General features: G+C 66.1%; 21 protein-coding genes. 15 read left to right on the top strand and 6 right to left on the bottom strand.

The window, feature by feature from the left end; all coding sequences use genetic code 11:
- Positions 1–4 precede the first annotated feature (4 nt).
- From P0R31_RS21650 to P0R31_RS21660, 3 genes are all read right to left on the bottom strand, one after another.
- The gene (locus P0R31_RS21650) at positions 5–1,141 is read right to left on the bottom strand and encodes a DSD1 family PLP-dependent enzyme (protein WP_275516160.1); all 1,137 of its coding nucleotides are present in this window, start codon (positions 1,139–1,141) and stop codon (positions 5–7) included.
- Positions 1,142–1,411: 270 nt separating this feature from the next.
- Positions 1,412–2,836: a methyl-accepting chemotaxis protein gene (locus P0R31_RS21655; protein WP_275516161.1), complete on the bottom strand. Its 1,425-nt coding sequence runs from the start codon at positions 2,834–2,836 to the stop codon at positions 1,412–1,414.
- A 127-nt stretch (positions 2,837–2,963) separates the two neighbouring features.
- A complete protein-coding gene (locus tag P0R31_RS21660; protein ID WP_275516163.1) occupies positions 2,964–4,712 on the bottom strand; it encodes a methyl-accepting chemotaxis protein in 1,749 nt (582 codons plus the stop codon).
- Positions 4,713–4,931: 219 nt separating this feature from the next.
- On the opposite strand from P0R31_RS21660, the gene P0R31_RS21665 reads away from it, so the two are divergent.
- The 7 genes from P0R31_RS21665 (at position 4,932) to P0R31_RS21695 (ending at position 10,067) form a co-directional block, all read left to right on the top strand.
- Positions 4,932–5,678: a YebC/PmpR family DNA-binding transcriptional regulator gene (locus P0R31_RS21665; RefSeq protein ID WP_275510585.1), complete on the top strand. Its 747-nt coding sequence runs from the start codon at positions 4,932–4,934 to the stop codon at positions 5,676–5,678.
- Positions 5,679–5,756: 78 nt separating this feature from the next.
- A complete protein-coding gene (gene ruvC / locus P0R31_RS21670) occupies positions 5,757–6,284 on the top strand; it encodes a crossover junction endodeoxyribonuclease RuvC (RefSeq protein WP_275516165.1) in 528 nt (175 codons plus the stop codon).
- Complete coding sequence (ruvA, locus tag P0R31_RS21675; RefSeq protein WP_275516166.1) at positions 6,281–6,898, top strand: Holliday junction branch migration protein RuvA; 618 nt, start codon at positions 6,281–6,283, stop codon at positions 6,896–6,898. Before ruvC ends, ruvA begins: the two co-directional genes overlap by 4 nt.
- Before the next feature lie 20 nt (positions 6,899–6,918).
- Entirely contained in the window at positions 6,919–7,953 is a 1,035-nt protein-coding gene (ruvB, locus tag P0R31_RS21680; protein ID WP_275516276.1) for a Holliday junction branch migration DNA helicase RuvB, read from the top strand.
- 129 nt (positions 7,954–8,082) lie between these two features.
- Positions 8,083–9,003 carry a metallophosphoesterase gene (locus P0R31_RS21685; protein ID WP_275516167.1) on the top strand — a complete coding sequence of 307 codons (921 nt, stop codon included), beginning with the start codon at positions 8,083–8,085 and terminating at the stop codon, positions 9,001–9,003.
- A gap of 68 nt (positions 9,004–9,071) precedes the next feature.
- On the top strand, positions 9,072–9,521 hold the full coding sequence (gene ybgC / locus P0R31_RS21690; RefSeq protein ID WP_275516168.1) for a tol-pal system-associated acyl-CoA thioesterase: 450 nt from the start codon (positions 9,072–9,074) through the stop codon (positions 9,519–9,521).
- 78 nt (positions 9,522–9,599) lie between these two features.
- A complete protein-coding gene (locus tag P0R31_RS21695; protein ID WP_275516170.1) occupies positions 9,600–10,067 on the top strand; it encodes a nuclear transport factor 2 family protein in 468 nt (155 codons plus the stop codon).
- A gap of 159 nt (positions 10,068–10,226) precedes the next feature.
- Here the strand turns inward: P0R31_RS21695 and P0R31_RS21700 are convergent, their stop codons facing one another.
- Positions 10,227–10,931 (bottom strand): type 1 glutamine amidotransferase, encoded by a 705-nt coding sequence (locus P0R31_RS21700; RefSeq protein WP_275516171.1) that lies wholly within the window; start codon positions 10,929–10,931, stop codon positions 10,227–10,229.
- Between the two features lie 28 nt (positions 10,932–10,959).
- A complete protein-coding gene (locus tag P0R31_RS21705) occupies positions 10,960–11,886 on the bottom strand; it encodes a LysR family transcriptional regulator (RefSeq protein ID WP_275516173.1) in 927 nt (308 codons plus the stop codon).
- A gap of 151 nt (positions 11,887–12,037) precedes the next feature.
- Between P0R31_RS21705 and P0R31_RS21710 the strand changes: the two genes are divergently transcribed.
- From P0R31_RS21710 to P0R31_RS21745, 8 genes are read left to right on the top strand one after another with little or no spacing between them, the layout of a single operon-like run.
- On the top strand, positions 12,038–12,994 hold the full coding sequence (locus tag P0R31_RS21710; protein ID WP_275516174.1) for an N-carbamoyl-D-amino-acid hydrolase: 957 nt from the start codon (positions 12,038–12,040) through the stop codon (positions 12,992–12,994).
- Between the two features lie 37 nt (positions 12,995–13,031).
- A complete protein-coding gene (locus P0R31_RS21715; protein WP_275516176.1) occupies positions 13,032–13,859 on the top strand; it encodes an ABC transporter substrate-binding protein in 828 nt (275 codons plus the stop codon).
- Positions 13,856–14,713, top strand: a complete 858-nt coding sequence (locus tag P0R31_RS21720) for an amino acid ABC transporter permease (protein ID WP_198399742.1) — start codon at positions 13,856–13,858, stop codon at positions 14,711–14,713. Before P0R31_RS21715 ends, P0R31_RS21720 begins: the two co-directional genes overlap by 4 nt.
- A complete protein-coding gene (locus P0R31_RS21725; RefSeq protein WP_275516177.1) occupies positions 14,710–15,474 on the top strand; it encodes an amino acid ABC transporter ATP-binding protein in 765 nt (254 codons plus the stop codon). The genes P0R31_RS21720 and P0R31_RS21725 overlap by 4 nt, the downstream gene beginning before the upstream one ends.
- 16 nt (positions 15,475–15,490) lie before the next feature.
- Positions 15,491–16,306 carry an ABC transporter substrate-binding protein gene (locus P0R31_RS21730; RefSeq protein WP_275516178.1) on the top strand — a complete coding sequence of 272 codons (816 nt, stop codon included), beginning with the start codon at positions 15,491–15,493 and terminating at the stop codon, positions 16,304–16,306.
- A complete protein-coding gene (locus P0R31_RS21735; RefSeq protein WP_275516179.1) occupies positions 16,293–17,177 on the top strand; it encodes a polysaccharide deacetylase family protein in 885 nt (294 codons plus the stop codon). The genes P0R31_RS21730 and P0R31_RS21735 overlap by 14 nt, the downstream gene beginning before the upstream one ends.
- Complete coding sequence (locus tag P0R31_RS21740) at positions 17,177–18,760, top strand: ABC transporter substrate-binding protein (RefSeq protein WP_275516181.1); 1,584 nt, start codon at positions 17,177–17,179, stop codon at positions 18,758–18,760. The genes P0R31_RS21735 and P0R31_RS21740 overlap by 1 nt, the downstream gene beginning before the upstream one ends.
- Positions 18,757–20,130, top strand: a complete 1,374-nt coding sequence (locus P0R31_RS21745) for an amidohydrolase family protein (RefSeq protein WP_275516183.1) — start codon at positions 18,757–18,759, stop codon at positions 20,128–20,130. Before P0R31_RS21740 ends, P0R31_RS21745 begins: the two co-directional genes overlap by 4 nt.
- On the opposite strand, the gene P0R31_RS21750 is transcribed toward P0R31_RS21745, so the two are convergent.
- Positions 20,120–21,043, bottom strand: a complete 924-nt coding sequence (locus P0R31_RS21750; RefSeq protein WP_275516184.1) for a LysR substrate-binding domain-containing protein — start codon at positions 21,041–21,043, stop codon at positions 20,120–20,122. The genes P0R31_RS21745 and P0R31_RS21750 overlap by 11 nt on opposite strands.
- Between the last annotated feature and the right edge of the window lie 205 nt (positions 21,044–21,248).

The raw sequence follows: 21,248 nt of genomic DNA on the forward strand, positions 1-21,248 counted from the left end.
AATCTCAGGTGATCGCGCCCCGCGCCGCGACTGGCCAAAGTGCCTCCACGCGGGCACCCGGCGTGTTGAAGCCGCGCACGCCGACATACCAGTCGTAGAGATTGACGGTCGGGTCGCAATGGCCGGGGATCAGCGTCACCTTGTCGCCGATCGCCGGTCGCGACGAAGCGCTGTCGAAATCGAGCAGGCCGTGCTCGTCGGAGGGGCGATGATAGCGCAGGTCGGGCCGGCCGAGCACGACCGGAAATCCGCTGTCGTTCGACAGCGCCTTGTGACCGGCATCGATAACGGCGCGTTCGCCGGCGCCGGTGCTCATCACGGTCGCGATCACGAACAGCGCATGCTCGAACGGATTGGCGTTGCGCGCCCCGTCGGCGAGGTTCTTGGCGTAGTCGGCGTCCATGAAAATATAGGAGCCCGCCTGCAATTCGTTCCAGATGCCGCTCGCGCCTTCGAGCTCGAACGTGCCGGTGCCCGCGCCGCCAATCGTCCGGCACTGAAAGCCCGCGTCCTTGAGGACGCGCAGTGTCTCCGCGGTCGCGTTCGCGGCACCGGCGATGGCAGCGCGCCGCTCCTCCGGCGTGCGCAAATGCTGGGCGGAGCCGTGATAGGCCTGCAAGCCGCCGAACGACAGGAAGCGCGACCCCGCCACCTGCCGCGCCAGAATGGCCGCCGCCGGCCCCGGCCTGACGCCGCAGCGACCGGCACCGACGTCGATTTCGACCAGGACTTCGATGTGCGATCCTGCCCGCTCCGCGGCGTGCGACAGTTGCTCGACCATGATCGCATCGTCCACGCAAACGCTGATGCGTGCGTGGCGCGCGAGGCCTGCGAGCCGTTCCAGCTTCCGCGGGCCCACCACCTCATTGCTGACGAGCACGTCGCTCACCCCGCCCGCAACCAGGATCTCGGCCTCGGCGACCTTCTGGCAGCACATGCCGATTGCGCCGCGCGCGATCTGCTTGGCCGCAATGATCGGCGATTTGTGGGTCTTCGCATGCGGACGCAAGCGAACGCCGAGCTTGCCGACCTGTGCCGCCATCGTATCGAGATTGCGCTCGAAGGCATCGAGGTCGATGATCAGCGCCGGTGTATCGATCTCGGAAAACGGCGCGCCGATTTGGGCAGGTGGACAGGACATCAAAAAACCAGCTTGCTGTGTCGGGTTTGCGCCCCGAATGCGCGGCGGCATTTCTACGGCAACGTCGGCCGCCGCACCAGTGCAGCCCGCGGGGAGACCGCAGGCACGCCTCTCGCATTTTCGGAATATTAGCAATCTACCCCTGTTTTGCCCGACGAGTCAACGCGCGCCACGGCCTGCCGGCGCAAGCCATTGATTCCGCACACCCCCGCTACTGTGCATGGGGTTGTTTTCGAGTTTTTGTTTTGGGGGGGTGCCGGAGCGTCCTCGTCAGCCCTGGCGAAAGCCCATCCGGAAGGCGCCCCAGTGCTTGCCGCGGATCATGATCGGCGAGGACAGGTCCTTCATCAGCACGAACTGCCCGCCGCCCATGTCTCGGCGATAGGTTTGCAGCAGGAAGGGTTTTGTGTTGGCCGCGACCTTCTTCACTGCGCGGTCGGTGAACAGGCGGCGGTTGCGGCAATTGGCGTTGTTCCAGACCGGGTCCTTGCCCTGCGGCAGGCGGTAGTTCGGATTGTGGGTCGGCAGGTATCCGCCCCTCGCCCAGGCGACGCAGAACACGATGCGTGGATCGGACTTCTGGATCGGGTCCTGGATCGCGGGCAGCACGCGGTCGGTGAAGTCGACGTAGGCGGTGTTGTACTGCTTCGGATCGGTGCCTGATATCTCGCGGTAATCCTCGTCCATGAGCTGGTCGAGCGTGATCTCGCCGCGCTCGATCGCAGCTTCGAACTCGGCCGAGATCCGCTTCGCGGTGTCGACGACGATGCGGATCAGCGGCGCGTCCGATGTCTCCACGCCGCTGTCGGCGATCAGCGCGATCAGGCCTTCGGAGGCGTCGAGCAGCTTCGCCACCCGTTCGTCGGCGCTTCTGAGGTCGCGCGAGGAGAGGTCGACGCCCTTGGCGAGCTCGCTCAGCTCGCTGATCACGGTGTCGCAATGGCCGAGGTTGGAGGTCGCCGCGCGCGCGACGCCGTCGATCTCGGCTTCGACCGAGGCGAAGCCCTGCTGGACGCGCGAGATGATGCCGGAGATCGCTTGCGCGCCTTCGCCGGCGGTCTTGGCGCGCTGCGAGGCGTCGCTGCTCTCGCCGATCAGGCCCTCGATCTGGCCGTCGAGATCGCGCACGGTGTCGGAGATCTCATGCGTGGCCTGGCGCGTGGCCTCCGCGAGGTTCTTGACCTCGCTTGCGACCACGGCGAAGCCGCGGCCGGCATTGCCGGCGCGCGCGGCTTCGATGGTGGCGTTGAGCGCGAGCAGGTTGGTCTGCTTGGCGATCGCCTCGATCGAGCCGGAGACCTTCGCCACCTGCGCCAGCGCCGCGCCGACGGCGGACAGGCGCGCCTCGATTCGCTCCACCGCGGCGACGAGCTCGGAGATGTGGCTGACCGCGGTGTCGACGGCGCTGCGCGACTGCGCGATCTCGCCGACCGCGGCCGACGTCGTGGTTTGCACCGCCTGCGAGGCGTTGGCGATGTCGTGGTTGGCCGAGACCATCGTCTCGGCCGTCTTCTGCAAATGGTGAAACCGTTCCGACTGGCTCGCGACGCGGTTTGCGACGTCCTGGACGTTGCCGGCGATGTCGGCGAGCTCGACGCCGAGACCGCCGATGCGGTCGGCGAGCTGGTCGATCAGGCGTTCGGCGAGCGTCCGGTTGGAGGCAGTGTCCAATACGGCAAGTTGTGCAAAGGACATGTACGGGCTCTCTCCAGTCGGAGCCGTTGATCGGCTCCTCGGCGGCATTCCGATTCCAGGCCCGACCTTAGAGGATGATTCGCGCCCGGCGTCTTGCCCAGGAGTGCAGGCGCGTGCACGGGATGCGCTACAGCTTGTAGGCCGTGCGGAAGCCACCCCAGTGCCGGCCCTGCACGCGGATAGGGACGTCGATCTCCCGCATCATCACCGTGTTCCCGTTGCCCATGTCGCGCGCATAGCTCTGGACCAGGTACGATCGCAGGTTGCGTGCGGCAGCTAACCCCGCCGGATCGTTGAAGATGCGCCGGTTGCGGCTGTTGGCCGTGTTCCAGGCGACGTCGCCCGGCCGCTGCGGATGCGAATAGATCTTGTTGTGCACCGGCAAGAAGCCGTTGCGGTCGACCATGGCGCAGAACGCCATCCGCGACTCCCGCGCCAAAAAGGCTTCCTGGAACGGCGGCAGGGCGCGATCGGCCCAGTCGAGATATTTGGTGCGGTATTGCTGCGGATTGGTGCCGGCGATTTCCAGATAGTCCGTGTCGAAGAGGTCATCGAGCTTGACCTCGCCGCGCGCAACCGCCTGCTCGAATATCTGCGTCAGCGCATTGCCCGCCTCCATGGCGCGGGTGACGAACTCGGTGTTCTCCTCATGGATCGACCAGAGCTTGTCCTCGATCTTCTCGCTGAGTGCGGGATTGGCGCCGACGAATTGCGCGCGGGCGCCGGCCTTGGATTGCTCGAGCACGCGCAGGCGGCAGGCGCCGATGTCCTCCAGGCTGCCTTCGATCGTAGACTGCGCGGCGAGCCGGCTTGCGTCCGCGCCGCCGATCAGCACGCCCTCCATCGCGATTTCATAGACCGGCATCACGCCGCGCGCGGTCTCGAATTTGAGGTGGCACGGCAGCCGCTCGGTCTTGCGGCGGTCGTCGTGCTCGGTCTGGCGCAGCAGCACCGCGCAACGCGATTTCAGCTTGCGGGCGAAAGTGGTGACGGCCTTGCCGGCGCTGGCGACGCTCTCGCCATGGGACTCGGCCGCTTTGGTCGCCGCGTCGATCTCGGCCGCGCTCTCGCCGACCGAGATGATGAACTCCGAGGCGCTGGCGGCATTGCCGGAGACTTCGCTGGTCGTGGCATTCTGCTCGGCAACCGCGCCGTTGACGGTGTCGAACACCGGACGGATCGCCTCGATCGCCTGCGAGATGCGGTGCACCGCATCCGCCGAGCCGGCGGCGTCGCGCTGCAATGCGTCGATCTTCTTCGTGATCTCCTCGGTCGCACTCTGGGTCTGCACCGCGAGCGCCTTGACCTCGGTGGCGACGACGGCAAAGCCTTTTCCGGCCGCGCCCGCGCGCGCGGCCTCGATCGTCGAGTTGAGCGCGAGCAGCGTGGTCTGCCGCGCGATCTGCGCGATCAGATTGACGACGTTGCCGATCGCGGCGGAGGATTCGCGCAGGCGGTCGACATTGGCGCGGGCTTCCTGCGCGGCGGCGCTGGCCTCGTCGGCGAGCTTGCCGGCCTCGCGGACCTGTGCGCCGATCCCTTGCGCCGACTGGGTGAACTTGTCGGCGGCATGGGCGAAGGTGGAGGCGGTGGATTGCGCCGCGTTGGTCCGGCCGGTCAGGGCGTCGGTGCGGTCGCGAATGGCGGCGAGGGTCGCCGCGGTCGCCTCGGCGCCGCCGGCCACCGAATTGGCGGCGCGCTCGAGCTGGCGGATCATGGCGCCGAGCTCGAGTTCCAGCAATTCCAGGATTTCCCGGGCCGAATCACTGTCGGCGGTCGGGGCGGGTGCGGCAGGGGCCGCCGGCTGCGCAGCCTCCGGGGCTGCCGCGGGCGCGGCCGTGTCCGGCAGACGCTTCCGAAATAGTCCGAAGGCCATCGGGTCTCTCTTGTCGGGGGACGGTCGGGCGCTATTTTCGCAAAACGGAATGAAATCAGGGTTAACGGTGCCCGACATCTAGGCAGGCGCCGTTGCGGCGGCTACCTTTACAGGGCTACCTCAGGACAAGCCGAGCCCTTTGATTCCGGTGGGTTGGCGGCCTATAAGGCCGCGCTTCCCGCACTCATCTTGACGCACGCTTCCTTCACGAGACCACGCATGGCCGGACATTCCCAATTCAAGAACATCATGCACCGCAAGGGGCGGCAGGATGCCCAGAAGTCGAAGCTGTTCGGCAAGCTGGCGCGTGAAATCACCGTCGCCGCCAAGCTGGGCACCCCTGACCCCGCGATGAACCCGCGCCTGCGTGCCGCCGTGATCGCGGCGCGACAGGAGAACATGCCGAAGGACAATATCGAGCGCGCCATCAAGAAGGCACTCGGCAGCGACGGCGAGAACTATGACGAGATCCGCTACGAGGGCTACGGCCCTGGCGGGGTCGCCGTCATAGTCGAGGCGCTGACCGACAACCGCAACCGCGCTGCCTCCGACATCCGCTCCTTCTTCACCAAGTCCGGCGGCAATCTCGGCGAAACCGGCTCGGTCTCCTTCATGTTCGACCGCACCGGCATCATCGAATACGACCGCAGCGTCGCCTCCGACGATGCGGTGCTGGACGCCGCAATCGAGGCCGGCGCCGACGATGTGGTCTCGGGCGAGAACGGTCACGAGATCTACGCCTCGACCGAAAGCTATCGCGACGTCGCCAAGGCGCTGGAAGCCAAGTTCGGCGAGCCGCGCAAGGCCGCGCTGATCTGGAAGCCGCAGAACACGGTTACGGTCGACGACGAGACCGGCGAGAAGCTCTTGAAGCTGATGGACCTGCTCAACGAGCACGACGACGTCCAGAACGTCTACGCCAATTTCGAGGTGTCGGACGCGCTTGTTGCGAAGATGGGCGGGTAGGGCTCACGGCCCTACTTCCCCTGTTACTTCCGTTCTGTTTCTGTTTCCTCCAGGGCAGCCAGCCGCTATCACTGGCGCATGACCGCGCTCCCGATTCGTGGCCCCGTTCGCATCATCGGCATCGACCCCGGCCTGCGCCGCACCGGCTGGGGCGTGATCGAGGCCGAGGGCAATCGCTTGGCCTACGTCGCCTGCGGCTCGGTGGAACCGCCGGACGATTTGCCGCTGTCGAGCCGGCTGCTCGCGATCCATGAAGGGCTTGCTGCCGTTCTCTCCAACCACCAGCCGATGGAAGCCGCGGTCGAGCAGACCTTCGTGAACAAGGACGGCGTTGCGACGCTGAAGCTCGGCCAGGCCCGCGGCGTCGCCATGCTGGCGCCCGCAATGTTCGGCATCTCTGTCGCCGAATATGCGCCGAACCAGGTCAAGAAGACCGTCGTCGGTGCCGGCCACGCCGACAAGCAACAGATCGCGATGATGCTAAAGATCCTGCTGCCCAAGGCCGAGCCGCCGTCCGCGGACGCCGCCGACGCGCTCGCCATCGCCATCACCCACGCCCATCACCGCCAGAGCACGGCGCTGCGGCTGAAGGTGGTGGGGATATGATCGGCAAGCTCAAGGGCTTGATCGATTCCTACGGCGAGGATTTCGTCATCCTCGACGTCGGCGGCGTCGGCTATCAGGTGCACTGCTCCTCGCGCACCTTGCAGCATCTGCCCTCGCCGGGCGAGGCCGCTGTGCTGTCGATCGAGACCTATGTCCGCGAGGACCAGATCAAGCTGTTTGGCTTCCGCACCGATCAGGAGCGCGAATGGTTTCGCCTGCTCCAGACCGTGCAGGGCGTCGGCGCCAAGGTCGCGCTGGCCGTGCTCGGCACGCTCTCGCCGGCCGATCTCGCCAATGCGATCGCGCTGCGCGACAAGGCCGCGGTGGCGCGCACGCCCGGCGTCGGCCCGAAGGTCGCCGAGCGCATCGTCACCGAGTTGAAGGACAAGGCGCCGGCCTTCGCCAATGTCGATCCCGCCGTGGTGCATCTTGCAGGTGCCGTCGACGACCAGCGCGCGCCGCGGCCCGTGGCGGATGCGATCTCCGCGCTGGTCAATCTCGGCTACGGCCAGCCGCAAGCCGCCGCGGCGATTGCCTCGGCCTCGCGCAACGCGGGTGAGGGCGCCGAGACGGCGCAGCTGATCCGGCTCGGGTTGAAGGAGCTCGCGAAGTGAGCGACCCCAAGGCCAGCCGCATGGTCTCGCCCGAGCGCCGCAGCGATGATGTCGGCGATACTGCACTGCGGCCGCAATCGCTGTCCGACTTCGTCGGCCAGGCGCAGGCGCGCAAGAATCTCTCGATCTTCATCGAAGCGGCGCGCAAGCGCGGCGAGGCGCTGGACCACGTGCTGTTCGTAGGTCCCCCGGGGCTCGGCAAGACCACGCTGGCGCAGATCGTGGCGAAAGAGCTCGGCGTCGGTTTCCGTGCCACCTCGGGCCCTGTGATCGCCAAGGCCGGCGACCTCGCGGCGCTGCTGACCAATCTCGAAGAGCGCGACGTGCTCTTCATCGACGAGATCCATCGCCTCAGCCCCGCGGTGGAAGAGGTGCTCTATCCCGCGATGGAGGACTTTCAGCTCGACCTCATCATCGGCGAGGGCCCGGCGGCGCGCTCGGTGAAGATCGAGCTGTCGAAATTCACCCTGGTCGGCGCCACCACGCGCGCCGGCCTGCTGACCAATCCTCTGCGCGACCGCTTCGGCATTCCGGTCCGGCTCAACTTCTACACGATCGAGGAGTTGGAGAGCATCGTCAGCCGCGGCGCGCGCGTGCTCAACGTCGGCATGAGCGCTGACGGGGCCAACGAGATCGCGCGCCGCGCCCGCGGCACCCCGCGCATCGCCGGCCGCCTGCTCCGCCGCGTGCGCGATTTCGCCTCCGCGGCCGATGCCGACAAGATCGACCGCAAGATTGCCGACCACGCGCTGAGCGCGCTCGAGGTCGATGCTGCCGGCCTGGACGCGATGGATCGCCGCTATCTCACGACCATCGCGCTCAACTATGGCGGCGGCCCGGTCGGCGTCGAGACCATGGCTGCGGCCTTGTCGGAGCCGCGCGATGCCATCGAGGACATCATCGAGCCCTATCTCATCCAGTGCGGCTATCTGCAGCGCACTCCGCGCGGCCGGCTGCTGACCTCGCACGCCTTCCGCCATCTCGGCCTCGCCGAGCCCTCGCGCGATGCGGCGGCGCAGTTCGGCCTGTTCGGCACGGATGACAGCGACGAGTGATCTGCTGAACCTCGCGCCGTCCCGGCTTTGATGAATTTCCGTTAACCTCGTGCAGACGATCTGCACGAACGCACCCCAATTCCGCTCCAATCGGATATCATCAAGACGCCGCATCATCATCGGGCTTCCATGATCACGCGCCGTCATCTCATCCGTTCCATCGGCGGTCTGTCCGCCCTCGGCGTCTCGACCGCCGCCTACGGTGTCGGTGTCGAGCCGGTGCTGCGCCTCCGCGTCACGCGCTATCATCCGATGCCGCGGCAGTGGCCGGCGGATTTTCCGCTGAAGATTGCCGCCATCGCTGACATCCATGCCTGCGATCCCTGGATGTCGCTGGAGCGCATCGAGGACATCGTCGACCGGACCAACGCGCTCAACGCCGATCTCATCGTGCTGCTCGGCGACTATGTCGCCGGCCTTCACCATGTCACGCGCTTCATTCCGTCGAGCGAATGGGCGAGGGTGCTGGCGCGCCTGAAGGCGCCGCTCGGCGTCCATGCCGTCATGGGCAATCACGATTATTGGGACGACAGGACCGTGCAGCGGGCCGGGCACGGACCGACCATCGCGCATCGGGCGCTGGAGGCGGCCGGCATCCCCGTCTACGAGAACGATGCTGTGCGCCTCACCAAGGACGGACGTCCGTTCTGGCTTGCCGGTCTCGGCGATCAGCTCGCCTTCCTGCCGGCGCGGCGCTTCCGGAACGTGGTGCGCTTCGGTGCCGACGATCTCAATGCTACGCTGGCGAAGATCACTGACGATGCGCCGATCATCCTGCTCGCGCACGAGCCCAACATTGCGCCGCTCGTGCCCGCGCGCGTCGCGCTGCAATTGTCCGGCCATACCCATGGCGGCCAGGTCCGCCTGCTCGGCTGGTCGCCGGCCGTCGCGCCCAAGAACGGCCTGCGGCTCGCCTATGGCCACTTCCGCCTGAAATGCGATCTCATTGTTTCCGGCGGCCTCGGTTGCAGCATCATGCCGCTCCGCGTCGGCGTGCCGCCCGAGATCGTCGAGGTGACGCTGGGAAGGTCAGGGCTGGTTGTGTCCTAACACGCTTGCGCGTCCGGCTGTTTTTGCGCAAAACGTGCCGGTTACCGACCAGCGAAGAGGCTCGCGACGTGACAGCTCATCTCGACGGCGAGATCCGCGACGGCCGCCACCACATGCAGGTCCGGGTCTACTACGAGGACACGGACTTTTCCGGCATCGTCTATCATGCCAATTACCTGCGCTACATGGAGCGCGGACGCACCAATCATCTCAGGCTGATGGGTGCCGAGCAGCAGGTGCTGTTCGAGCAGACCGAGACAGAGGGCGCGGGCTTCGCCTTCGTGGTGCGTTCGATGCATCTGGACTTCCTTAAGCCCGCGCGGATGGATGACGTGCTCGACGTCGTGACCTGGCCGGTCGCGGTGAAAGGGGCGTCCATCATGCTGGCGCAGGAGGTGCGGCGCGGTGACGACGTGCTGGTGAAAGCCGAGGTCCGCGTCGCCTTCATCAGCGGCGGCCGCGCCCAGCCGATCCCGAAATCGATCCGCCAGCTGATGAAGGCCGATCTGGTTTCGTGATCGTTCGATAGCGGATGGCCTATCGACTCCACCAATCGGGCCGATACATTCACGGCCCGATCAACCGATGAGGCCATCATGTCGCGCCCGCCGCTTCCACCCTTCACCCGCGAGACCGCTGCGCAAAAGGCCCGTATGGCCGAGGACGCCTGGAATTCACGCGATCCGGTCCGCGTGTCGCTCGCCTATACCGAGGACAGCCGCTGGCGCAACCGTTCGGAAGTTTTTCAGGGCCGTGAGGCCATCATCGCCTTCCTCACCCGCAAATGGGAGAAGGAGCAGGATTACCGCCTGATCAAGGATCTCTGGGCCTTCGACGGCAACCGGATCGCGGTGCGCTTCCAGTACGAGTGGCACGATGCCGGCGGCCAGTGGTATCGCTCCTACGGCAACGAGCAATGGGAGTTCGACGAGCACGGCCTGATGAAGCGGCGCGAGGCCTCGATTAACGACATCGCCATCGCGGAAAAGGACCGCCGCTTCCACTGGGCGGCGCCGGGCCCGCGGCCGGCTGATGTGCCGGGGCTGGGGAGCGAACCGTTCTGAACTGCTTCCTCTCCCTCTCCCCGTTCTTACGGGGAGAGGGTTGGGGTGAGGGGCTGCCTCAGCAGATTCGGTGACAGCTGGACTCGCGGAGAATTCCTCTCACCCGGATTGCATCTTGGATGCAATCGGACCTCTCCCCGCAAGCGGGGCGAGGTGAAATCACCGTCTCGTCAGAAACCGCGCAATCGCCCCGCCGAGCTTCGCATTATCCATCGGCTCCGCCAGCGACGCTCGTGCCGTCGCGACAACTTCATCAGGCGCCTTGCCGTCACGCAGATCGCAGCACACTTGCGCAAACCCCACGTCGAATTCCGGATGGGGCTGCACGGTCAACGTTGCGCCGTTGGCATAGAGCAGGCCGGCATGCGGGGTGAAGTCGGACGAGAGGATGGTCAGCGCATCGCTTGGCGGCTCGATCACCTGGTCCTGATGCGAGGCGGCGATTGCGACCGCTTCACCGTCGATGACGCCGTTCTCCGGCAGCACCTGATAGACATGCCGGCCGATGCCCCAGCCATGCTCCGATTTGCGCACGGTGCCGCCGAGCGCCTGCGCAATCAGCTGGTGGCCGAAGCAGACGCCGACCATCGGCGTCTTGTTGGCGTAAGCGGTCCGCACGAAATCTTCCAGCGGCGCGATCCAGTCGAGCCTGTCATAGACCCCGACCGCCGCGCCGGTGATCAGGACGGCCTCGAGCTTGCTCGGATCGGGAAGCGCATCGCCGTTGGGAATGCTGACGACCTCGATCGTCGCCGCCGGCTCCTCGGCGCGGATCATGCGCGCGAACATGTCCGGAAATGAACCGTGGCGCTCGCGGTATTTTTGCGGCACCGCTCCGGTCTCGATGATGGTGATGCGCGCCATGGGCCTCCCGGTCAAAAGGTTGCGAAGCTCAGCCGCTTTCTGCCCCATGTTGCTGGTGCGGCGCTGTGCGCTCGAGCAGAGCGCTCTCCTTGCGGATCTCGTTGAGAAAGGCCTTGGCCAGACGCGACAGTGGCTCGGCTTCCGACCATAGCATATAGGCGACCGCCTGCGTCGTCGGCGTGAACGGACGGACGACGAGGCCGCTGCCGCCGTTCTGCCGCGGCGAGAAGGGATCGACCACCGCCGCACCGACGCCGGCGGCGGCCAGCACGCAGGCCGTGTTGCAGTAGCGCACCTCGACCGTCGGCTGGAACGGCGCGCCGGCACGGGCAAAGCTGTCGCGCACGGCTTCGCCGAGCCGCGTGCCGCGTTCGAGCCCGATGAAGGGCAGGCCGGAGAGATCAGCGGCGGAGATCACCGGTCGTTCTGCGAGCGGATGCTGCGGCGGCAGCACGCAGACCATCTCGCCGGTGTGCACCACCTCGTGCGCGATCCCGGGATGATGCGTCAATCCGAGCGCGAAGCCGAGCTCGGCGACGCGGCTCAGCACACCCTCGATGATGCCCTCATAGCGCCGTACGTCGAAGAACACCCGCGTCTCCGGGCGGCGGCGCAGGAAGCCCGAGAGCGCGGACGGAATGATGCTGTAGGCGAGCGGCGGCGTCGCCACGATGGCGAGATGCCCGGCGCGGTTCTCGCGCAAATCGCGCATGCGGTTCTCGAGCTTGGCGTGCAGCGCAAAGATTGCCTCGCTCTCCTTGTAGAGCGCCATCGCTTCGGCGGTTGGAAACAGCCGGTTGTTGACACGCTCGAACAGCGCAAAGCCCGCCTGCGCCTCCATCGTCTTCAGCGCGTTGCTGACCGCCGGCTGCGACAGCGCCAGCTCGTCCGCCGCCGCCACCGTGGTGCGGTGGCGGATCACGGCGCGCAGGATCTCGAGCTGACGCAGGTTCATATCACTGCCGATTATAGTCAGGGCCAAAACATCATAGCAACGCGAATTGATTTTGCAGCAGTGCTTGTCCGTAATAGCCGCGGATTTGCACGTCGCATCAAAGGGTTCGTTCGCCCATTGAGGCAGCAACGCGCACAGATTGGAGGCAATCTTGGTTCGTGTCCTTCGCGCCGCCGCCGCTCAGATGGGGCCGACGCAAAAAGCCGATACGCGCGAGCACACGTTGTCGCGGATGCTCGACATGCTGGAGGAGGCGGCCGGTCGGGGTGCGAGCCTCGTGGTGTTTCCGGAGCTCGCCTTCACCACTTTCTTCCCGCGCTGGCTGCTCGAAGGCGAGGCCCTCGACGGGTATTTCGAGCGCAGCATGCCGAACCCCGCGGTGGCAAAGCTGTTCGATCGCGCACGTGCGCTCCGCGTCGGCTTTTATGTCGGCTATGCCGAGCTGACGCCGGAGGGCCGGCGCTACAATTGCTCCATCCTGGTCGATCGCGACGGCGAGGTTCTCGGCCGCTATCGCAAGGTGCACCTGCCGGGCTCGGTCGAGCCGCGTCCGGGCGCGCGCTACCAGCAACTCGAGAAGCGCTACTTCGAATATGGCGACCTCGGCTTTCCCGCCTTCCGCGCCGGCTCGTCATGGGCCCATGCCATCATGGGCATGATGATCTGCAACGATCGGCGCTGGCCGGAATCCTGGCGCGTGCTCGGTCTGCAAGGCGTCGAGCTCGTCTGCATCGGCTACAATTCGGCGGCCTATGATCCCAACGGCGGCACGACCGAAGACGGAGCCTTGCGCACCTTCCACTCGACGCTGGTGACGCAGGCCAACGCCTACATGAACGCGACCTGGGCGATTTCGGTGGCGAAGGCGGGCGAGGAGGACGGCTCCGGCCTGATCGGCGGCTCCTGCATCGTCGATCCCAATGGCCGCATCGTCGCGCAGGCGCAGACGCTGGCCGACGAGGTGATCGTCGCCGACCTCGATCTCGACCTCTGCCGCCAGGGCAAGGACAAGATGTTCAACTTCGCCGCCCACCGGCGGCCCGAGCAATACAGGGTGATCACCGAGCGTGCCGGCATCATCGAGCCGGCCGTTCTCGACGCGGATTGATCAACGGCCGGTCGCGGCGTTGGCAAAAGGAGCTGACATGACACGCCTCTCGTATTTGCTTACCTGCGCAGCGCTGGCCGCTGTGACGTCGGCGCGAGCCGCCGAGCTGCCGGCGGAGATCAAGCAGGCCGGCACGCTGAAGCTGACAGTCAATTCCACCTACGCGCCGATGGAATATCGCGACCCCGCAACCAACGAGCTGGTTGGGCTCGACATCGATCTGGCGAAGGAGCTCGCCAAGCGGCTCGGAGGGCTGAAGATCGTCTGGAGCGAGACGCCGTTCGCCGAGCTGATCCCGTCGCTCACGACCAAGCGGGCCGACTTCATCATTTCCGGCATCTCCGATCGTGCCTCGCGGCGTGAGACCGCCGATTTCGTCGATTACCTCGCGACCGGCCCGCAGTTCTTCGTGATGGCGGAGAGCGTAGCCAAGGACGCCACCGATCTCTGCGGCAGGAAGGTCGGCACCACTCGCAGCACCAGCTTCCCGGTCGAGATCGAGAAGTGGAGCAAGCAAAATTGCGAGCCGGCCGGCAAGCCCGCGATCCAGTACGTTCCGGGCGAGAATTCCATCGACGTCCGCAACCAGCTCAAGCAGGGCCGCATCGACGCTGCCGTGCAGGGCAGCGAGACGTTGCCTTATGCGCAGCAACAGGAGCCCGGCAAATACCGTGTCGTCGGCGAGCCCTTTGCCAGGGGCTATCAGGGCATCATGTTCCGCAAGGACGATGCGGCCTTGCGCGAGGTCGTGACGGAGAAGCTCGCGGCGATGATCGCTGACGGCTCGTACAAGGCCATTCTCGACAAATGGGGCTTGGGGACCAATGCAGTCGCCCAGCCCATGCTGAACGCGGCGCCGCAATGAAGCCGGCGCCGGCACTCGCGCAAGGATTTCCCGATCTGTCGGGACTGCGGATCGCGCGCGAGCCGCACTGGTTCCGCTGGATCAGCGCGGCCCTGATCCTTCTCGTGCTGGCGGCGATCGCGCGCGCCTTTGCGAATGGCCAGATCGAATGGTCCTATGTCAGCCGTTTCCTGACCGCAAAGGTCATACTCGAAGGCATCGTCAACACCATGGTGATGGCGGTGCTGGCGATGATGCTCGGCATCTTTCTCGGCATCGTCGTCGCGATCATGCGGCTGTCGGCCAATCCGGTGCTGAAGTCGGTCGCCGCCGGCTACACTTGGCTGTTCCGCGGCACGCCGCTGATCCTGCAGCTGCTGCTGTGGTTCAACCTCGCGCTGGTGTTTCCGACCATCGGTATTCCCGGTCTGTGGTCCGCGCGCGCCGTCGACGTCATGACGCCGTTCCTTGCCGCGCTGCTCGGGCTTGGTATCAACCAGGGCGCCTACACCTCCGAAGTGATGCGCGCCGGCATGTTGTCGGTCGATATCGGGCAATATGAGGCGGCGCAGGCGATCGGCATGGGACGACTGCGCGCGCTGCGCCGCATCGTGCTGCCGCAGGCGATGCGCGTGGTGATCCCGCCGCTCGGCAACGAGTTCATCGGCATGGTGAAGGCGACCTCGCTCGCCAGCGTGATCCAGTATCCGGAGCTGCTGCACAATGCCGAGAACATCTACTACGCCAACTCCCGCGTCATCGAGCTCTTGATCGTCGCCGGGCTCTGGTACCTGCTCGCGGTCTCGATCCTGACACCGCTCCAGATGTTGCTCGAACGCCGCTTTGCGCGCGGCACATTGCGGCTGGCGCGATGACAAAGCCGCTCGTCGCGATCCGCTCCGTAGCCAAGAACTTTGGAGAGTTTCAAGCTCTCAGGAACGTCTCGCTCGACGTCTGGCCCGGCGAGGTGATGTGCCTGATCGGCGCCTCGGGTTCCGGCAAGACCACACTGCTCCGCTGCATCAATCAGCTCGCCACGATCGATGCCGGCGGCATCTGGCTCGACGGCGAGCTGCTCGGGGTGCGCGAGCAAGGCGGAAAACTCCATCGCCTGAGCGAGCGCGAGATCGGGCGGCAGCGGCTCAAGACCGGCATGGTGTTCCAGCGCTTCAACCTGTTCCCGCACAAGACCGCACTGGAGAACATCACGGAAGGTCCGACCCAGGTGCAGGGGCGCAAGCCGGACGAGGTGCGCACTGAAGCGACCGAACTGGTACGCCGCGTCGGGCTGGCGGCCAAGGCGGATTCCTATCCGGCGCAGCTCTCCGGCGGCCAGCAGCAGCGCGTCGCGATCGCGCGGGCGCTGGCCATGAAGCCGATGCTGATGCTGTTCGACGAGCCCACCAGCGCGCTCGATCCCGAGCTCGTCGGCGAGGTGCTCGCGGTGATGAAGGAGCTGGCGCGAAGCGGCATGACCATGATGGTGGTGACGCACGAGCTCGGCTTCGCCCGCGAGGTCGCCGACCGCGTCGTCTACATGGACCAGGGTGCGATCGTCGAGCAGGGCCGCGCCTCCGACGTGTTGGGCGCACCGCGCGAGGAGCGCACCAAGGCATTTCTTTCGGCAGTGATCTGACATTGGGGGTATGGAGATGAAGAGATTTTTGCTTGCGGCGGCGTTCCTTGGCGCCATGAGCGCGTCGGCGACGGCGGCTGAATTGCCGCCTGACATCGCCAAGCGCGGCAGCCTCAAAGTGGCGATCGTGCCGAACTATCCGCCGATGGAGTTCCGCGATCCCGCCACCAACGCGCTTTCCGGTTTCGACGTCGATCTCGGCGAGGCCATCGGCCGCAAGCTCGGCCTCAAGATGGAATGGACCGAGACCAGCTTTGCCGAGTTCATGCCCTCGATCTCGACGGGGCGGGTGGACGCCATCCTGTCCGGCTTCACCGACTATGCGAGCCGGCACGAGGTCGCGACCTTCGTGGATTATTTGCGCAGCGGCCCGCAGTTCTTCGTGCATGCGTCGCGCAAGGCGGAATTCAAGGATGCGACGTCACTGTGCGGCAAGAAGGTCGGATCCAGCCGCCGCACCATGTTCCCGGCGCAGATTGCGGCCTGGAGCGAGAAGAACTGCGGCAGCAATCCGATCCAGGTCGTCGGCACCGACGGCTCGGCGGATGCGCGCACCCAGCTGCGGCAGGGCCGCATCGATGCCGCCGCCCAGGGTAACGAGACGCTGCCCTACATCATGGACCTCGAGCCCAACACCTATGCGACCGTGGGCGAGCCCATCGCACAGCAATTCACCGGCATTGCTCTGCCGGTGAAGGAGAAGGCATTGCAGCAGGCAATGCTGGAAGCCGTCGACGCGCTGATCGCGGACGGCACCTACAAGACGCTGCTGGCGAAGTGGAAATTGAGCGACAACGCAATCGAGAAGGCGACCATCAATGCTGGACAGTAAGGCACTCCAGAGCATCCCGCTCGTTCCGGCCAACACCGCGGATCCCGCGCCCGACTATCCCTGGCCGAAGCCGTACACATCCGCGATGTTCCTGTCGTTCGACGTGGACGCCGAGAGCGCCTGGACCAGCAAGGACGCGTTGCATGCGCAGCGCCTGATCACGATGAGCTATGGCGGCTATGAGGCGCGCGTCGGCACGCCGAAGCTGCTGGAGCTGCTCGGCCAGCTCGATCTCAAGGCGACGTTCTTCGTCACGGGGTGGTCGGTCGACGCGCATCCGGCGATGGCGGAGTCCATCCTCAAGGCCGGTCACGAGATCGGCCATCACGGCTATCACCATCTGCTGCCGGATCCCGGCGATCCCTGGATCGAGGAGGAGCTGGAGCGCGGCTTCGAGGCGCTGAAGCGCCGGCTCGGCGTCAAGCCGACCGGCTATCGCGCGCCCTATGGCGAGTTCACGGAGGAACTGCGCGTCGCGCTGGTGCGTCACGGCATCGTCTACACGTCGTCGTTCCGCGACGACGTCAGGCCCTATCGCCATCGTCTCGCCGACGGCAGGCCCGGCACGATCGAACTGCCGGTCACCGCGAGCTATGACGACTGGATGCACGGCCTGTCCGCGCGCTTCAGTCCGCGCTCGATCTTCCCCAGGGAGCATGTGCTCTCGATGTGGAAGGACGAGCTGGATGAGGTCCGCGACTGGGGCGCGATGGTGACGACCGTGCTGCACCCGCAATGCAGCGGCCGCCCGATGCGGCTGCGCCTGCTGCGCGAGTTCCTGACCTACGCAAAGTCGTGCCCGGATGTCTGGATCACCACCGGCGAGAACATCGCGAAAAACTTCCTGCGTCACGAAGCCGGTACCCGATAATGTCCATCTCCCGCCGTTCGCTCCTCAAGGCTGGCGCGGCGCTGCCGGCGCTGTCGCTGCCGGGCATCGTCCGCGCTGAATCGCAATCCACGCTGCGCTTCATTCCGGTGATCGACCTCGCCTTCGTCGATCCCATCTATTCGACCGCGCAGGTATCGCGAAACCACGGCTTCATGGTCTACGACACGCTCTACGGCATGAGCTCCTCGCTCAAGGTCTCGCCACAGATGCTGTCTGGTCACACGATCTCCGGTGACTTGCTGCAGTGGGACCTCACGCTTCGTGATGGTCTGTTCTGGCACGACGGCGAGCGCGTGCTGGCGCGCGACTGCGTCGCCAGCATCCGCCGCTGGGCTGCGCGCGACGGCTTTGGCGGCGAGCTGATGGAGGCGACCGCCGAGCTCTCGGCCGCCGACGACCGTACCATCCGCTTCCGTCTGAAGCGTCCTTTTCCGCTGCTGCCGCAGGCGCTCGGCAAGGCCGCGATCAACGCCTGCTTCATGATGCCGGAGCGGCTGGCGAGCCAGGATCCGTTCAAGCCGCTCACCGAGGTGATCGGCAGCGGCCCATTCCGCTACCTCGCCGACGAGCGCGTGCAGGGCGCGCGCAACGCCTATGCCAAGTTCGAGCGCTACCAGCCGCGCACCGACGGCAAGCCGGATTGGACCGCGGGGCCGAAGATCGTGCATTACGATCGCGTGGTCTGGACCACCACGCCCGATGCCGGCACCGGCGTCGCCGCGCTGCAGACCGGCGAGCAGGATTGGCAGGAGACCACGCCGCACGATCTCTTGCCGGTGATCAAGGCCGCCGGCGACATCGAGACGCGCATCCTCGATCCCAGAGGCTACGCCTGCATGCTGCGCCTCAACCACCTGCAGCCGCCGTTCGACAATCCCGCCATCCGCCGCGCGCTCCTGGGGGCGATCGACCAGTCTGCGTTCATGACCGCTGTCGCCGGCACCGATCCCGCCTTCCAGGTCTCACCGATCGGCTATTTCGCACCCGGTACGCCGATGGCGAACGAGGTCGGGCTCGACGTGTTCCGCGGCCCGCGCGACTACGCCAAGGTGAAAGCCGACCTGAAAGCCGCCGGCTACAACGGCGAGAAGATCGTGGTGCTGGTTCCCACCAATTCCCTGGCGCAGAAGCCGCTCGGCGAGATCGCGGTGGACTCGTTGCGCAGGGCCGGCATGAACGTCGAATATGCCGGACTCGATTTCGCCGTCGTGCTGCAGCGCCAACTCAAGAAAGACCCGATCGGGCAGGGCGGCTGGAGCGCTGCGGTGGGCAACTGGCAGGGCATCGACTGGCTCAATCCGGCCGGCAACACCAATATCCGGGGCGAAGGCAAGGTCGCCGGCTGGTATGCGAGTGAGAAGATGGGACCCTTGCGGAGCCAATGGCTGGCGGCCTCCGAACTCGCGGAGCAGCAGCGCATCTGCCGCGAGGTCCAGAGAGTGGCGTTCGAGGAAATCCCCTATATTCCGATCGGCCTGTACAAGCAGCCGACCGCCTATCGCAAGGCGATCACCGGCATTCTCGACGGCACCGCCGTGTTCTGGAACGTGCGCCCCGCATGAGCACCACAGCCATCTTCGGCAGCTATGTGCTGTCACGCAAAGACGGCGCGCAGGATGTCTTGCGCGACCACTGGGTTCTGGTCGAGGGCAAGAAGATTGCAGCGATCACGCGCGACAAGCCGCGCGCCGATCAGGTCCATGATCGCCCAGGCCGCTTCGTCCTGCCGGGCCTGCTCAACCTGCACAATCACTGCTTTTCGGAAGCGGTGGCGCGCAGCCACACCGAGGACGGCAACGGCCGCAAGAACAACCAGAGCATCGTCTACACGGTGCTGCTGCCGCTGACCAAGCGCGGCGCCGATATCCTGTCGGCGGAAGAGCGCCTTGCGGTGGCGCGGCTCGGCATCCTCCAACTGCTCAAGGGCGGCGCCACCACGGTGATGGAGCCGTTCCGCAACTCGATCCCCGAGATGTTCGACGCCGCGGAAGAGATGGGCATCCGCTTCTACGGCGCGCCCTATCTGTTCTCGACGTCCGACGCCAAGGCCGGTCCCGACGGTGTGGTCCAATATTCCGGCGATGACGGCGCTGCGGACATGGCGACGTGGGACGCGCTCTATCAGCGCTGGAACAATCGCGGCGACGGCCGCATCAGCCTCGCCATGAGCCCGCATGCCACCGACACCTGCGGCCCCGATCTGCTGAAGGCCTGCGCCACCCGGGCGCGCGAGCTCGGCGTGCCCATCACCACGCACATGGCGCAGAGCCGCGCCGAGGTCGAGACCATCGGCAAGCGCTACGGGGGTCGCACTCCGGCGGAATATCTGGACTGGCTCGGCCTGCTCGCGCCCGACCTGATGGCGGCGCATTGCATGTTCAGCAGCGATGACGATCTCAAGCTGATGGCCGCGCGCGGCATGACCGTGCTGAATTGTCCGCGCGTGTTTGCCCGCGCCGGCATCACCGCCGCGTTCAGCCGCTTCGCCGCGCACGGCGTGCGCACCGTGGTCGGCACCGACGGCTACAACATGGACCTGCTCGGCGAGCTCAATGCAGCGTCGCTGATCTCCAAGATCATTTCGGCGCGCCCTGACGTGGCGAACTCGCCAGAGCTGATCGAGGCGAACACGGCCGTGGCCGCCGACGTCATCAAGCGGCCCGATCTCGGCCGCATCGAGCCGGGCGCGACCGCCGATCTCACCGTCGTCGATCTCACCCATCCGCATCTGCAGCCGCTGTTCGACCCGCGTCGCGCGCTGATCGCACTCGCCAACCGCGCCAATATCGATCAGGTCATGGTCGACGGCCGGGTGCTGGTCGATGAGGGACACTATCTCGGCGCGGACGAGGCGGCGATCATGGCGGCGGGCACCGCCGCAATCGGCAAGATCTGGGATCTGCCGGAGGCGCAGGCCGCGTTCAACGGCTGATCGCGGCCTCCGGCAGATCGTCGAATTCGGCGAGCGCCTTGCGTACGGTCTCGACGAAATCCAGCGCCACCGGCGACGGACTGCGCTGCGCCGGAAACACCGCGGAGAATTCGAAGTCGATGCGCGGCAGGAAGCGGCGTACGACGACGCCGCGCGTTGCAAATTCCTGCGCCGTGAAAGGATCGCAGATCGCGACGCCAAGGCCCGACGACACCATGCCGCACATGATCTCCGAAAGCGTGGTCTCGACGCGCAGCACGCGGCGGACGTCGTGGCGGTGGAAGACCTGGTCGACGAGGTGCCGGCTCGACGATCCCGCGGACAGCGAGATGAAGGTCTCGCCCTCGAAATCGCGCGGCTCCAGCACTTCCTTCTCCGCGAGGCGATGACCGGTCGGCAGCACTGCGACGCGCGCCGGCGCTGGCAGCCTCTGGCTCGGCAGACCGGAATGCGCGATCGGCACCTCGGCAAAGCCGACGTCACATTGATTGTTCAGCACCCAGTCGACCACGATCGGCGAGATGACACCGAAGAATGCCAGGTTGAGGTTTGGCCGCTCCTTCAGGAAGTGACCGGTGAGCCGCGGCAGATAGCCGTTCGACAGCGCCGGCAGTGCTGCGATGCGTAGCGAGCCCGTGCGCCGGCCGCGGATTTCTTCCGCCGCCGCAGTGATGCGTTCCAGGCCGACGAAGGAGCGCTCGACCTCGGTGTAGAGCGCCATCGCCGCGGCGGTCGGCACCAGACCGGTGCCGCGCCGCTCGAACAGCTCCATTTTCAGCAGGGCCTGGAGGTCGCGCAGCAACCGGCTGACGGCCGGCTGCGTCACCTTCATCAGCGCCGCCGCCTCGGTCACGCTGCCCGTCAGCATCGTCGCCCGGAAGGCCTCCACCTGCCGCGAATTGATCCGCGCCATTCCACCATCCAATCATAACATTTCGGCATGCAGAGGGTGCCATTATTCATTGGACGATGGAAGTATTGGTCTGCGATCTTTTTCATCAGGACTGGAGACAGCCCGCTTTTTCGGCAGATTGGAGGTGTTCAACCCTCCAGATCGCGCCAAAACCCACCGAATGGGGGCCGGAGCCCTGATCGGGAGGGATTCGCGCGGAAGGAAA

The organism is Bradyrhizobium yuanmingense (assembly GCF_029167105.1).
In the GTDB taxonomy this organism is placed as follows: Bacteria; Pseudomonadota; Alphaproteobacteria; order Rhizobiales; family Xanthobacteraceae; genus Bradyrhizobium; species Bradyrhizobium yuanmingense_A.